The 12294-nt window shown below is 69.4% G+C and carries 15 protein-coding genes; 10 read left to right on the top strand and 5 right to left on the bottom strand.

Going from position 1 to position 12294, the window contains the following annotated elements; translation table 11 throughout:
- Nucleotides 1-5: 5 nt before the first annotated feature.
- Entirely contained in the window at nucleotides 6-416 is a 411-nt protein-coding gene (locus MEICH_RS0115290) for an RrF2 family transcriptional regulator (RefSeq protein ID WP_036219513.1), read from the bottom strand.
- Between the two features lie 116 nt (nucleotides 417-532).
- On the opposite strand from MEICH_RS0115290, the gene MEICH_RS0115295 reads away from it, so the two are divergent.
- The 5 genes from MEICH_RS0115295 to MEICH_RS25335 all read left to right on the top strand — a co-directional run bounded on the left by MEICH_RS0115295 (nucleotide 533) and on the right by MEICH_RS25335 (nucleotide 5620).
- The gene (locus MEICH_RS0115295) at nucleotides 533-1918 is read left to right on the top strand and encodes a beta-propeller fold lactonase family protein (protein ID WP_084542368.1); all 1386 of its coding nucleotides are present in this window, start codon (nucleotides 533-535) and stop codon (nucleotides 1916-1918) included.
- A gap of 103 nt (nucleotides 1919-2021) precedes the next feature.
- Nucleotides 2022-2600, top strand: coding sequence for a TQO small subunit DoxD (locus MEICH_RS0115300; protein ID WP_027893351.1), 579 nt, complete (start codon nucleotides 2022-2024; stop codon nucleotides 2598-2600).
- Between the two features lie 26 nt (nucleotides 2601-2626).
- Nucleotides 2627-3028 carry a cupredoxin domain-containing protein gene (locus MEICH_RS0115305; protein WP_027893352.1) on the top strand — a complete coding sequence of 134 codons (402 nt, stop codon included), beginning with the start codon at nucleotides 2627-2629 and terminating at the stop codon, nucleotides 3026-3028.
- 1 nt (nucleotide 3029) lies between these two features.
- Entirely contained in the window at nucleotides 3030-3875 is an 846-nt protein-coding gene (locus tag MEICH_RS25330; RefSeq protein WP_051304250.1) for a cytochrome c biogenesis CcdA family protein, read from the top strand.
- 449 nt (nucleotides 3876-4324) lie between these two features.
- Entirely contained in the window at nucleotides 4325-5620 is a 1296-nt protein-coding gene (locus tag MEICH_RS25335; protein WP_206074888.1) for a sensor domain-containing phosphodiesterase, read from the top strand.
- A gap of 78 nt (nucleotides 5621-5698) precedes the next feature.
- Here MEICH_RS25335 and MEICH_RS0115320 read toward each other — a convergent pair whose 3' ends face one another.
- Both MEICH_RS0115320 and MEICH_RS0115325 read right to left on the bottom strand, forming a co-directional pair.
- Entirely contained in the window at nucleotides 5699-6109 is a 411-nt protein-coding gene (locus MEICH_RS0115320; protein ID WP_027893353.1) for a VOC family protein, read from the bottom strand.
- The gene (locus tag MEICH_RS0115325) at nucleotides 6106-6294 is read right to left on the bottom strand and encodes a hypothetical protein (protein ID WP_027893354.1); all 189 of its coding nucleotides are present in this window, start codon (nucleotides 6292-6294) and stop codon (nucleotides 6106-6108) included. Before MEICH_RS0115325 ends, MEICH_RS0115320 begins: the two co-directional genes overlap by 4 nt.
- Nucleotides 6295-6472: 178 nt before the next feature.
- Here MEICH_RS0115325 and MEICH_RS0115330 point away from each other — a divergent pair, with 178 nt between their 5' ends.
- From MEICH_RS0115330 to MEICH_RS0115340, 3 genes are all read left to right on the top strand, one after another.
- Nucleotides 6473-6769, top strand: a complete 297-nt coding sequence (locus MEICH_RS0115330; RefSeq protein WP_027893355.1) for a putative quinol monooxygenase — start codon at nucleotides 6473-6475, stop codon at nucleotides 6767-6769.
- 72 nt (nucleotides 6770-6841) lie between these two features.
- Nucleotides 6842-8521 (top strand): diguanylate cyclase, encoded by a 1680-nt coding sequence (locus tag MEICH_RS27290; RefSeq protein WP_051304251.1) that lies wholly within the window; start codon nucleotides 6842-6844, stop codon nucleotides 8519-8521.
- Nucleotides 8522-8741: 220 nt separating this feature from the next.
- Nucleotides 8742-9209 (top strand): DUF3592 domain-containing protein, encoded by a 468-nt coding sequence (locus MEICH_RS0115340; RefSeq protein ID WP_027893356.1) that lies wholly within the window; start codon nucleotides 8742-8744, stop codon nucleotides 9207-9209.
- Nucleotides 9210-9250: 41 nt separating this feature from the next.
- On the opposite strand, the gene MEICH_RS0115345 is transcribed toward MEICH_RS0115340, so the two are convergent.
- Both MEICH_RS0115345 and MEICH_RS0115350 read right to left on the bottom strand, forming a co-directional pair.
- Nucleotides 9251-9643 (bottom strand): PIN domain-containing protein, encoded by a 393-nt coding sequence (locus MEICH_RS0115345; protein ID WP_036219436.1) that lies wholly within the window; start codon nucleotides 9641-9643, stop codon nucleotides 9251-9253.
- A gap of 22 nt (nucleotides 9644-9665) precedes the next feature.
- Nucleotides 9666-9923, bottom strand: coding sequence for an AbrB/MazE/SpoVT family DNA-binding domain-containing protein (locus tag MEICH_RS0115350; protein ID WP_027893358.1), 258 nt, complete (start codon nucleotides 9921-9923; stop codon nucleotides 9666-9668).
- A 662-nt stretch (nucleotides 9924-10585) separates the two neighbouring features.
- Here MEICH_RS0115350 and MEICH_RS0115355 point away from each other — a divergent pair.
- Both MEICH_RS0115355 and MEICH_RS29430 read left to right on the top strand, forming a co-directional pair.
- Nucleotides 10586-11983 (top strand): NADP-dependent isocitrate dehydrogenase, encoded by a 1398-nt coding sequence (locus MEICH_RS0115355; RefSeq protein WP_027893359.1) that lies wholly within the window; start codon nucleotides 10586-10588, stop codon nucleotides 11981-11983.
- Nucleotides 11984-12007: 24 nt separating this feature from the next.
- On the top strand, nucleotides 12008-12294 hold a 287-nt coding region (locus MEICH_RS29430), incomplete at its 3' end, for a helix-turn-helix domain-containing protein (RefSeq protein ID WP_036219437.1).

Consider the following 12294-nt stretch of genomic DNA (forward strand, 5'->3'; position numbering starts at 1 on the left):
GCCGGTCACCCACGCTCCATCAGCTCGGCGAGCTTGACCTTGTCCAGGGTATCCCGCACAGCCCAGGTGGTCTTGAGCCATACGGGTTTTAGAGCGCATCTGCCCTTGCGTTCTTCCGTCGCACAGCGGGGCTTGAGCTGGCAGGTGTCCATCACCACCGCCCCGGATAGGGCCTCGATGACCGTCAACAAGGACACCTGCCCCAGGTCGGCCTGCAACCACAGGCCGCCGTGACGGCCCGTCTGGCTCACCACCAAACCGGCCTTGGCCAATTTGGCGACCACCTTGGCTAAGAACGCGGGGGGGATATTCAAGCGCTTGGCCATTTCGGGCGTGGTGATCCCCGGCGTTTCGGCGACGGCCAGCAGGGCGTGGACCCCGTAGCTTTCTTCACGCTTCAGAAGGGTACGCAGCATAAGCACCGTTTCCAGTTATAAAGCGCTTTCATATACGTGCCACGACCTTTAAGCGGGGTCGGGGCTCTTTATACGAGCTTAATAGGCTAGCCGCATCATAGCGCCTGAGGTGATATATGGACGGGTTTGTCCGGATATTAGCATCGGCAGCGGTCCTGGTGGGCGCAGGCTTGGCCCTGGGTACAGCCACCGAGGGGAGCAAAGGCGTACAGGTCTACCTGGATAGCCTCCCCTTAAGCGGCACCCGGGTCGATCAGGGGGTAACCCTGGTGCCGGTACGGGCCCTGGCTCAGGCCAGCGGGGCCGGCCTTCAGTGGGACGCAAGCCGTAAAGCGGCTACGCTCACTCGAGGCCCCGACAGGCTGGTGCTCCAGGCCGGTTCCAAGAGGGCGCTGCTGAACGGGTCGCCGCTCGAGCTGAAAACACCGGCTCAAGCCGGCAAGGACGGGCTGCTCGTGCCCGCGCAGGCCGTGGCCGGCTTCCTGGGGCTGCAGGCCTACTGGATCCCCGAGCAGCGGGCACTGGCGCTGCTGTCGGGCATCCCCAAGGTCTACGTGGCCAACGAGTACTCCGACTCCGTCAGCGTCATCAACGCCCGCACCAACCGCAAGATCAAGGACATCCGGCTCGAGGGCCCCGGCGCGGCCGGCCACGGCGGGGCGGGGGACGGGGAGGACCACAAGGATGCCAAGGTCATCCCCCACAACATCCAGGTGTCCCCCGACGGCCGCTACGTCTACACCGCCAACGCGGGCACCAACTCCCTGGGGGTCATCGACGCCTACACCGACACCCCGGTGGCCGAGATAAGGGTGGGCGAGCACCCCGCCCACGTGGTGGTCAGCCGCGACAACCGCACCGCCTTCGTTACCAACGGGGGCGAGGGTACGGTCTCGGTGGTGGACCTGCGGGCCCGCAAGGTCAGGGCGACCATCCCCGTGGGCAAGAGCCCCCACGGGCTGCGGATCAGCCCCGACGGGCGCGAGGTCTACGTGGCCAACACCCAATCCGACTCGGTCACGGTGATCGACGTGGCCTCGCTCCGGGCCGTCGCCGAGGTCGCGGTGCTCTCCAAGCCCGCGCAGGTGGGCTTCACCCCCGACGGCCGCTACGTCTACGCCAGCAACGCCCACCTGGGCGAGGACGTGCAGGGCCACGTCTCGGTCATCGACACCGCGACCCGGCAGGCGGTGGGCAACGTCGCGGTGGGCAAGACCCCCATCCAGGTTTACGTTACGCCGGATGGCCGGTTCGTATACGTGGCCAATACCGGCAGCAACGACGTCTCGGTGATCGAGACCGCCAGCGGCAGCGTCGTCAAGACCATCCCCGCGGGCAAGGCCGCCCACGGGGTGGTGATCTCGCCCGACGGGCGCTTCGTCTACGTCAGCAACACCGAGGCGGGCACGGTCACGGTGATCGAGGTGGCCAGGCAGGCGGTGGTGGCCACGGTCCCCGCCGCCTACGGCGCCAACGGCATCAGCTACCGCGCCGGCCGCTAGCAAGACGCGGGCTGTTTCTCGCCTCTGCTTTTCCCTTGAGGACATTCCACCCTTCCCACCCCAATAGGGGTGGGATACCCTTCTTGGAGGGAAAGGAGAAAGCATGAACGCTAGATCCACGCAGATTCCCGAGCCCAGCATCTCCCGCTTCCTGTTCGCCGATACCCGGCTAGCCCCTCTGTGGGCGATCTTTCGCGTCTACCTGGGCTGGCAGTGGCTCGAGGCCGGCTGGGGCAAGTTCAACAACCCGGCCTGGGTGGGCGAGAAGGCCGGCACCGCGGTTTCCGGTTTCCTCTCCCGGGCGCTCACCAAGGCGGAGGGTGAACGCCCCGACGTGACCGGCTGGTACGCCTGGTTCATCGAAAACGTGGCCCTGCCCAACGCCACCTTGTTCAGCTACTTGGTGACTTACGGGGAAATCCTGGTCGGGCTGGCCCTGATCGTCGGGCTCTTCACCGGCTTCGCGGCCTTCTTCGCCGGCCTCATGAACGCGGCCTTCCTGCTGGCGGGCACCGTGAGCTCGAACCCCTGGATGTTCATCGTGGCGACTTGGCTGGTGCTGGCCTGGCGGACGGCGGGCTATTGGGGCCTGGACCGCTGGGTGCTCCCCAAGGTAGGAGTACCTGGCGTGGCAGGGGAACTCTTCCGGCGAAAGGAAAGGGATGACGGATGGGAAGGTTAGGGACGGCGAAGTCTTCTCGAGGCGCAATGGACCCGCTGCGGCTGGGTTTCCTGATCCTGGGCGGGGTGGTGCTGCTGGCGGCGGCTGGGCTGTTGTTACGACCCTACTTCCCCACCGGGGAGAGCCCCCAGGGAACCGTGCTGCGCATCAGCATGTCCGGCTGGCAGCCCAGCGTGGTGGAGGCGAAGGTGGGTGAAGCGGTCACGGTCTCCATCGTCAACCTGGATAACGCCTACCATACCGACGGCGGCGGCTGGCACAACTTCGTGCTCGAGGGCCAGAACCTGGAGCAGCGCGTTCCCCCTAAGCAGACCGGCACCGTAAGTTTCGTCCTGAACCAGCCGGGGGAGTACCTGTTCTACTGTGACATCTGCTGCGGCGGCAAAGAAAACCCCTTCATGCGCGGCAAGGTGGTGGTGAGCAGCTAATATGGCCGACAAGCCTGCTGGACCGTTCCCCTGGGCCAGGGCCGGCCTCTTCACGGGGCTCGCGGCGGCGCTGCTCGGGCTGGCCCTGGTCGCCGTGGGGCGCCCGCACCAGATGCCCACGGTTTCCTGGCTCGAGGCCAACCCCCTGCCGGCCCTGGGCCTGACCCTCACTGCGGGTTTCGCCGACGGCATCAACCCCTGCGCGATCACCACCCTGCTGCTCTTCATCGGCGCGCTGCTGGCGACGGTGGAGCGAGCCTCGCGGCTGGAGGTGGCCCGCCGCGCCCGCTATGTCTGGGTGGTCGCCGGAGCTTACATCCTGGGGATCTTCCTGCTCTACCTGGTGTTGGGCGTGGGCTTTGTCGAGATCTCCAGCCTGCGGGTCTTCGGCAACACCCACCTCGTCACCCGGCTGGCCGCGTTCGTCGCGGTGATGTTCGGTCTTCTCATGATGGCCGAGTACGTCTTCCCGCGAAGCCCTATCAAGCTCAGCATGCCCGCTGCGCTGCACGGCCTGGCCCACCACTGGACACGCCGGACTACCGTAGGAGCCGCGTTCGTGGGCGGGGTGCTGATCGGCACGTGCACCCTGCCGTGCGGCGGGGGGATGTACCTGGCGGTGGCCGCCCTCATCGGCAGTCTCTCCAGCAAAGGTTACGCCTACGCACTCCTGACGAGCTACAACCTGGCCTTCGTGCTGCCGTTGCTGCTGCTGGTGGGCATAGCTGGCAGCCGACCGGTGCTCCAGCGCCTGAGCCGGCTGCACATCACCCACCGGGGCCGGGTCAAGCTGGGGCTGGGGCTTTTCGTCGTGGCGGTAGGCTTTTCGGCACTCCTGCTGGCTTAGAAGCTGAAATCTACCATACCGGCAGCCGCGTCCGCGGCTGCCGATCGGGCCGCCCGCTTGTTCGCGGAATTGGCCCGAAAAGCGGCTATCTACAAGAAACCGTCGGCGGTCCCTCGGTAGACGGAAACTCTACAATGTGCCGGCAGCCGGGATATCGTCGCGAAAGCGCATATAATCCAAAGTATCCCCCGGACACGGCAGCTCACCGGGCGTGAGCGGACGGCGGAGCTACTGCGGCTGGGGGCGTGGGGATGCCAGCCGACACCAGTCTTGGTGCGGTTTTCGGGGGCCCGGCTGCCCGCCCCTCGAGGGGTCCACCGCGGGCACGGCCGGGCCTCAGGACGTTTCCGGGAGCATTTCCCGCAGCGGTCGTTCTGGGACTGTTTCGCGAGCGACGCCACGGGAGCTGAGGCTAACTCACGCTAAGCGTCAAGAGGTGGTAGAACCCTATGGACCGAGACGACGCACGACCGGACCTCGCCCCCGGCGCCCAGTCCCCGATGCCCAACATCTTCCTGTCCGCCTCCAGGACAGCCGACGCACCGCTCGACGTGATCGTGCTGGACGCCTTGCGCGCCATCCGCGAGCACCTCGGCATGGAGGTGGCGTTCGTCTCGCAATTCCGGGACGGCAGGCGCTACTTCCGCTTCATCGACTCCGCGACGGAGAACCCTCCCGTCACGGTGGGCGACTCCGACCCCCTCGAGGAGTCCTACTGCCAGTACGTCGTCGACGGACGGTTGCCCGAGCTCATCCGTGACGCCTCGCAGGTCCCGGTGGCGCTGGAGTTGCCCGCCACCACCGCCCTGCCGGTGGGGGCCCACCTGAGCGTGGCCCTACGCCTCAGCGACGGCCGGGTCTACGGCACCATCTGCTGCTTCAGCTCCAAGCCTGATCCCACCCTCAACGAGCGCGACCTGGCCCTGCTGCACCTGTTCGCCAACTTCGTGTCCCAGCAGATCGAGCGGCGCCTCGCGGCCGACCGGGCCCGCCAGGCGATGGCCGAACGGGTCGCGGCCGTGCTCGACGCCGGGGCTTTCTCCATCGTCTATCAACCTATCTTCCACCTCGTGGAGGGGAGGATCCTGGGGTTTGAGGCCCTGACCCGGTTTTCGGCCGAGCCGGCCCGCAGCCCCGACGTGTGGTTCGGCGAGGCCGCCGAGGTCGGCCTGGGCGAACAGCTCGAGATGGCGGCGGTCGGGAAGGCCCTGACCGGGCTGGACCGCCTGCCCGCCGGGGTCTACCTCTCGCTCAACGTCTCCCCGACCCACCTCCTCAGCGGCGCGGTCGAGCGCGCGCTCGAGGGGGCGCCGCTGGAGCGCATCGTGCTGGAGGTGACCGAGCACGTCCCCATCGCCGACTACCCGCGGTTCGTGGCGGCCCTCGAGCCGCTGCGCCGCCGGGGGTTGCGCCTGGCCGTCGACGACGCCGGGGCCGGCTACGCCAGCTTCAGCCACATCCTCCAGCTCGGCCCCGACCTCATCAAGCTCGACGTCGCGCTCACCCGTAACATCGACGCCGACCGCACGCGCCGCTCGCTCGCGGCCGCGCTCATCCGCTTCGCCGAGGAGACCGGCAGCCGGATCATCGCCGAAGGGGTGGAGACCGTGGCCGAGAGGGATGCCTTGCTCGGGCTGGGGGTGGACATGGCCCAGGGGTACCTCTTGGGCCGCCCCGTGCCGATCGCCGAAGCCGCCGCCCTGCTGCGGCCCCCGTACGAAGGCCCAGAGGCCCGAAAGCCTTGACCTCTGGGCTGTTGGCCGCTCCGGGCCCAGGCACCTTTCACGGGCCGTCCTCTCGGTCGTGCCGGCACCCCGCTGCGGCTAAGCCCTGGGGCGCTCCTGCAACACCCAGCCGTTGCCGTCGGGGTCGCTGAAGAAGACGAACGAGTTCCATTTCCCGCCTTTCCCCTCCACCCACACCCCCCCTTCGACGTGCCGGACGGGGCTCACCCCCACCCCCCGCTCGAGCAATTCCCGCCGCGCGGCCTCGATGTCGCCCACCACGATCTGCAAGCCCTCCAGCGAGCCGGGCGGCATGCTGTGGATCCCGCGGCTTAGGTGGATCGAGCAGGCCGAGCCGGGCGGGGTCAACTGCACGACGCGCACGGAGTCGCTGACCTGTGCGTCGAGGTCCACCGCGAAGCCACACTGCTCGGCGTAGAAGTGCTTGGCGCGGTCGATGTCGGAGACGGGGACCTGGACCACCTCGAGCTTCCAATCCGTCGCGCTCACGGCTGGCCCCCGGCCGGCGCGTAGCGCAGCAGCACCACGCCGGAGCCGAAGCCGCGGGCCTCGAGCAGCCCCCGCTCGGCGAGGCCCCCGACCAGGGTGGGGCTGCCGAAGTCGAAGGCCCAGAGGTTGGGGGACTCCACCACCCCGTCGAGGGTCATGAACAGCGAGGCCACGATCTTGCGCATGCCGGTCCTCCTTTTCCCGCCCGCAGGCGGCTTGTAACGCCCCTTGCCGATTCGCTAAAATGCAGATCAACCGTGTACATTCTGATTATAGCGTATCTACTCCTAAATCACAACTATAGGCTACGGGTTTGCTAGTTAGCGGACACGGGCGCCCGCAGCGGGCCCGGCGGAGGTGGGGATGTACGGATTGATCAGCAGGTTGAAGGCCGTGACGGGGCGGCGGGAGGAGTTGGTCGCGGTGCTTCTGGAGGGGTCGGCGGGGATGCCGGGCTGCCTGAGCTACGTCGTCGCGCGCGACCCGGCCGACCCCGACGCGCTCTGGGTCACCGAGGTGTGGGACTCCCGGGAAAGCCACCGCGCCTCGCTGGCGCTGCCCTCCGTCCGGCAGGCGGTGGAGCGCGGCAGGCCGCTCATCGCCGGGTTCGGCGAGCGGCACGAGACCGAGGTGGCCGGGGGGCACGGCCTCGGGGGGTGAGGGGCCGGGCCCCTCGCGGGCCCGCGTGCACGCCGACCCGGCCCGGTGGCCCGGGCTCCTTATAATCGCTCCATGAGTTCCGACACCCCCGAACTCTCCCCCCGACCGGGGCAGGCTTCCGAGCCCCGTGAGCGCCTGAGGCTCCTGCTGGAGTGGTGCGAGGCACAGGGGGACCGCGACCCCGCGGGGCACCTGGCCGCGGCCCAGGAGGCCCGGGAGCTCGCGGGCGCGCTGGGGGAGGCCGGGCTCGAGGGCACAGCCTGGCTCGAGCAGGGCTACGCCCACACCGCGCTGGGGGACCCGGCCCAGGCGCTCGAGGCCTTCCGGCAGGCCCTGGCGCTGTTCGAAGCCGGGCGCGACCTGGCCAACACCGCCCGCTGCCTGCGCGGCATGGGCATCGTCTACGACAGCCTGGGCGACTTCGAGCGGGCCCTGGCCCACTTCATCGACAGCCTCGAGCTGTTCACCCGCCTGGGCGACCCCGCCGCCGAGGCCCGCGCCCTCAACAGCATCGGCATCGTCTACTCGCGCAGCGGCCACCCGGAGGAGGGGCTGGAGTACTACCGCCGGGCCTACGAGGCCCACCGGCGGCTGGGGCGGCCCCTCGAGGGCGCGGCGGCGCTGAGCAACATGGGGATCAACCTGAAGAACCTGGGGCGGCTGGAGGAGGCCGAGGGGGTCTTGCGCGAGGCCCTGTCGCTGTCTGCGCCCCCCGAGCGGCGCATGCGCGGGGCGGTGCTGAGCAACCTGGGGCTGGTGCTGGAGAAGCTGGGGCGGCTCGAGGAGGCCGAAGCCTGCCACCGCCAGGCCTGCGAGCTGCTGCAGGGCAAGGAGTTCCCGGCGCTGGCGGTCGAGACCGTGCTGTGCCTGGGGCGCTTCTACGTGGCGCAGGGCCGCCTGGACGAGGCCGGCCCGCTGCTGCTGCAGGCCGAAGAGCTCAGCCGCGCCAGCGTCAACCGGCCCAAGGAGGCCGAGGCCCGCCTGGCCCTGGCCGAGCTCCACAAGCAGCGGGGCGACTTCGAGGCCGCGCTGGGGCACCTCGAGGCCGGCCGCCAGCTGGAGCGCGAGGTCTTCGACGAGGCCTCCGGCCGCAAGCTCAAGAACCTCCAGGTGAGCTTCGGGCTCGAGCAGGCCCGCCGCGAGGCCGAGCTGGAGCGGCGCAAGAACGCCGAGCTCGCGCGGGCCTACGCCGAGCTCGAGGCGCTGCACGCGGCCCTGAAGGAGTCCGACCGGCAGAAGGGCGCGCTGCTGCAGCGGCTCGAGCGCATGGCGCTGGAGGACGGCCTGACGGGGCTGTTCAACCGCCGCTACCTCGACGAGGCCCTGGCCCGGGAGTTCGAGCACTCCCGGCGCCACGGCCGCCCGCTGAGCGTGGCGCTGTGCGACCTGGACAACTTCAAGCGCATCAACGACCACCTCTCGCACATGGTCGGCGACGAGGTGCTCAAGGGGGTGGCCCGGCTGCTGCGCGAGCACGCCCGCCCCGCCGACGTGGTGGCCCGCTACGGCGGGGAGGAGTTCGCCCTGCTGCTGCCGGGGGCCGACGCTGCGCAGGCTCGGGCGGCATGCGAGAAGCTGCGGGCGGTGGTCGAGGCCTACCCCTGGCACACCCTCCACCCCGAGCTGCGGGTCACGCTCTCGGTGGGGGTGTGCAGCGACCTCAGCCTGGAGAACCACGAGCGGATGCTGGCCGAGGCCGACAAGCGGCTCTACCAGGCCAAGCACCGGGGCAAGAACCAGGTGGTCGCCTAGGGAGGGTGCCGTGGCCCCCACGACCCCGCGACGCGGTCCTGATCCGCGACCTCAGCCTGTTCCGCGACTGGCAGTAGCCCGCGTTCCTCTTCCTCACCCTCAGCCCGCTCCTGGCCTACCTGCTGCTCCGGCGCTACGCCCCCCCGCTGAGCCCGCCGGGTGGGCCGGACCCTGGCGGTCCCGCCCCGCACCCCCGGCCGAACACGGTTAAGTTGAGCCCATGGGAAAATCCCAGAACACCACCTTCTCGAGCCTGTCGCCGACCGCCTGCTTGGTGCTCATCATGTACCTGATGGTCTGGGCCGTCATCGCCCTGCTGACGCTGGAGGCCCTGTACAACTACGCCGTCGCCCGGAGCTACGCCGCCACCGAGGGGATGATCGAGCGGGCCACCGCCACGACGCTGCGGGGCGGGGTCTCCTACGGCTTCGAGTACGCCTACGAGGTGGGCGGGAAGACCTACCGGGGCAGGCGCACCTCGGTGGGCCCGGTGGACGCCGACGCCCTGGCCCGGGGGTGGGGGCGCGGCACCCGGGTGACGGTGTACTACGACCCGCGCGACCCGCGCAGGGCGGTGCTGATCCGCGACCTCAGCCTGTCCTACGGCTGGGGCTGGCCGCTGTTCGTCCTCATCACCCTTAGCCCTCTCCCGCTGTGGCTGCTGCTGCGGCGCTACGCGCGGCGGTGACCCCCGCCCCGTGGGCATCTCCCCGGGCCGGGAGCGGACGCCTAGCGGACGGGGTGGACCGCGACCCGCAGGTTGGGCAGCCCGGCCCAGGCCCTCTCCGCGGTGAGCACCCCCAGCCCCCGAGCCTCGGCCAGAGCCAGGCACACGCAGTCGCCAAGGCTGAGGTTGTAGGGCCGACGCCGGGCGTACCAGAAGGCGGCCAGGTCGGACTGCTCGAGGTCGAAGGGCACCACCTCCAGCACGTCGGTGAGGGCCTCGAGGGCCCCCCGCACCTCACCCTCGGTGTAGCTCCCGCTGCCCACCAGCTTGCCCAGCACCTCGGTGCGGGTCACCGCCGACACTGCCCCCGCCCCTGCCTCCAGCGCCTCGGCCACCCGCAGGTGCCCGGGTTCGGCGCGCAGGAAGGCGATCAGCGCCGAGGCGTCAAGGACCACCCCTCCGCCGCTCCCCCTCACCCTACCACCCTTTGCCCTCGGCCTCCTCGCGACGCTCGGCCAGCAGCTCGGCGGTGAGATCCCGCCCGTCCGGGCGGGCCAAGACCCCCTGCAGCTCGCGCACCCGCGCGCTCCGGGTGACCAGCTCGAGGCGCCCCTCCCTCAGCGTGAGCACCAGGCGGTCGCCGGGGGAGAGCTCCAGGGCCTCGCGCATCTCCCGCGGGATCACCAGCCGCCCTCCCGTACCCAGCTCAACCTCCTTGCGCAGAACCGTTGCCATGCTGAACTCAGTATACCATTTTTATTCCTGATGGTAATGTGGAGAGTTCTGCCACCGCTCTGCCGTCCCTGCCTGTACCTTCGGCACGGACGTTCGGTCAGCGGGCGGCAGGCCCTCAGGCCCTCCCTCCCGGCACGCCACTGCCACCCCGGACCCGCCCCATGCTGGAATTCGGGCGATTTCACATCGTCCTCTAACGTTCCCGCAGCGTGCGATCGGAGGTGCAGCGTCGTGGCGGAGGTCGAGGTCTTGTTGCTGGGCAGCCCGCAGGTTCGCTGTGGCGGCTGGCCGGTGGCGTTCCGGACCCGCAAGGCCCTGGCCCTGCTGGCCTACCTGGCCCTCGAGCCCGGCTGGCAGAGTTGCTCTGGCCCGAGGCCGGCGCGGGCCACGGACGCAGCTCCTTGCGCAAGAGCCTGACGATGATGCGGCAGGTCCTGGGCGAGGCCTTCCCGCTGCGCCTCGAGCGGCAGCCGCGCCACGGCGGCCGTGCCCTCAGAACTTCGCCCAGTTCCCGTCACCTCAGGCCTAGCCGGGCTTCGGCGCCCACGCGGCAGGGGGACTGGGCTCGAGCTGATGTGCCCCGGATTCTAGGGCAGAATAGCCCGAGGTGTCCGGAGCGCAAGATACCGTATGCGCGGTGGCTTTCGCCTAGCCTGCTTGGGATGAGCAAGACCCCTATCACCGTGGCTTACGGCGACGGCATCGGCCCCGAGATCATGGACGCGGTGCTGCGGATCCTCGAGGCCGGCGGCGCCCGGATCGCCCCCGAGGTCATCGAGATCGGCGAGAGCGTGTACCTGCGCGGGGCCACCAGCGGCATCGAGGACTCGGCCTGGGAGAGCCTGCGCCGCACCCGCGTCTTCCTCAAGGCCCCCATCACCACCCCGCAGGGCGGGGGCTACAAGAGCCTCAACGTCACCGTGCGCAAGACGCTGGGCCTGTACGCCAACGTGCGCCCGGTGCAGTCGTACGAGCCCTTCGTCACCACCAAGCACAAGAGCATCGACCTCGTTATCGTGCGGGAGAACGAGGAAGACCTCTACGCGGGGATCGAACACCAGCAGACCGACGAGGTGGTGCAGTGCCTGAAGCTCATCTCCCGCCCCGGCACCGAGCGGATCGTGCGCTACGCCTATGAGTTCGCCCGGCGCAACGGGCGCAGAAAGGTCACCTGCGTCACCAAAGACAACATCATGAAGCTCACCGACGGGCTTTTCCACAGCGTGTTCGACGAGGTCGGGGCGGAGTACCCCGAGATCGCCAAGGAGCACATGATCGTCGACATCGGCGCGGCGCGGCTGGCCGAGATGCCCGAGCGCTTCGACGTGATCCTCGCCCCCAACCTCTACGGCGACATCCTCTCCGACATCGCCGCCGAGGTGGCGGGGAGCGTGGGGCTGGCGGGCAGCGCCAACGTGGGCGACGAGGTGGCGATGTTCGAGGCCGTGCACGGCAGCGCCCCCGACATCGCCGGCAAGGGCGTCGCCAACCCTTCGGGGCTCTTGCAGGGCGCCATCCTCATGCTGGTGCACATCGGCCAGCCCGAGGCCGCCGCCCGCATCAAGAACGCCTGGCTCAAGACCCTCGAGGACGGCGTCCACACGGCCGACATCTACGATGAGCGGGTCAGCGAGCGCAAGGTGGGGACCCAGGAATTCGCCCAGGCCGTGATCGAGCGGCTGGGCCAGGAGCCCGGCCGCCTGCGACCGGCCCGATTCGGCCCGCCGAGCCCCGGGCCGATGGTGCCGCCGGTGCCGCGCCGCGAGCCCGCCCGCAGGGAGCTGGTGGGGGTGGACGTGTTCTTCAACTGGCGCGGGCAGCGGCCCGAGGAGCTGGCTCGGCTGCTCCAGCCGCAGGCGGGGGGCCTCGAGCTGGTGATGATCACCAACCGGGGGGTCAAGGTCTGGCCCGGCGGCTTCCCCGAGACCTTCCGCACCGACCACTGGCGCGGGCGCTTCATGGCGCGCGAAGGGGCGAAGCTGGCCCACCACGACCTGGTGGCGCTGCTGGGCCGCCTGGCCGACGCCGGCCTCGACTTCATCAAGACCGAGCACCTCTAAGTACACTCACGATAGACTTTTACAGTGGGAAACTTTCGGTACATTGAGTTGAGCCAAGAAGAGGATGAACAACTGCGGGCTATCGAGCAAAGCCCCCACATGAACAAGAAGGTGAGGCTGCGCAGTCAGATGATTCGGTTGTCGAACCAGCGTTGGGAGATGAGCCGGATTGCCGGGTATGTCGGATGCCACGTGCGGACGGTTGGCGCAGCGCTGAATGCCTGGGTAAGCCGGAAGTTCGAGGGACTGGCGGATCGTCCCCAGAAAGGCAATCGGCGCAAACTCCACGCAGAGGCCTTGCAGTTTATGCG

Source organism: Calidithermus chliarophilus DSM 9957 (assembly GCF_000430045.1).
Taxonomy (GTDB): domain Bacteria; phylum Deinococcota; class Deinococci; order Deinococcales; family Thermaceae; genus Calidithermus; species Calidithermus chliarophilus.

Coding starts and splice junctions, on each gene's coding strand:
- MEICH_RS0115290 (WP_036219513.1), bottom strand. CDS start 416: ATGCTGCGTACCCTTCTGAAGCGTGAAGAAAGCTACGGGGTCCACGCC.
- MEICH_RS0115295 (WP_084542368.1), top strand. CDS start 533: ATGGACGGGTTTGTCCGGATATTAGCATCGGCAGCGGTCCTGGTGGGC.
- MEICH_RS0115300 (WP_027893351.1), top strand. CDS start 2,022: ATGAACGCTAGATCCACGCAGATTCCCGAGCCCAGCATCTCCCGCTTC.
- MEICH_RS0115305 (WP_027893352.1), top strand. CDS start 2,627: ATGGACCCGCTGCGGCTGGGTTTCCTGATCCTGGGCGGGGTGGTGCTG.
- MEICH_RS25330 (WP_051304250.1), top strand. CDS start 3,030: ATGGCCGACAAGCCTGCTGGACCGTTCCCCTGGGCCAGGGCCGGCCTC.
- MEICH_RS25335 (WP_206074888.1), top strand. CDS start 4,325: ATGGACCGAGACGACGCACGACCGGACCTCGCCCCCGGCGCCCAGTCC.
- MEICH_RS0115325 (WP_027893354.1), bottom strand. CDS start 6,294: ATGCGCAAGATCGTGGCCTCGCTGTTCATGACCCTCGACGGGGTGGTG.
- MEICH_RS0115330 (WP_027893355.1), top strand. CDS start 6,473: ATGTACGGATTGATCAGCAGGTTGAAGGCCGTGACGGGGCGGCGGGAG.
- MEICH_RS27290 (WP_051304251.1), top strand. CDS start 6,842: ATGAGTTCCGACACCCCCGAACTCTCCCCCCGACCGGGGCAGGCTTCC.
- MEICH_RS0115340 (WP_027893356.1), top strand. CDS start 8,742: ATGGGAAAATCCCAGAACACCACCTTCTCGAGCCTGTCGCCGACCGCC.
- MEICH_RS0115350 (WP_027893358.1), bottom strand. CDS start 9,923: ATGGCAACGGTTCTGCGCAAGGAGGTTGAGCTGGGTACGGGAGGGCGG.
- MEICH_RS0115355 (WP_027893359.1), top strand. CDS start 10,586: ATGAGCAAGACCCCTATCACCGTGGCTTACGGCGACGGCATCGGCCCC.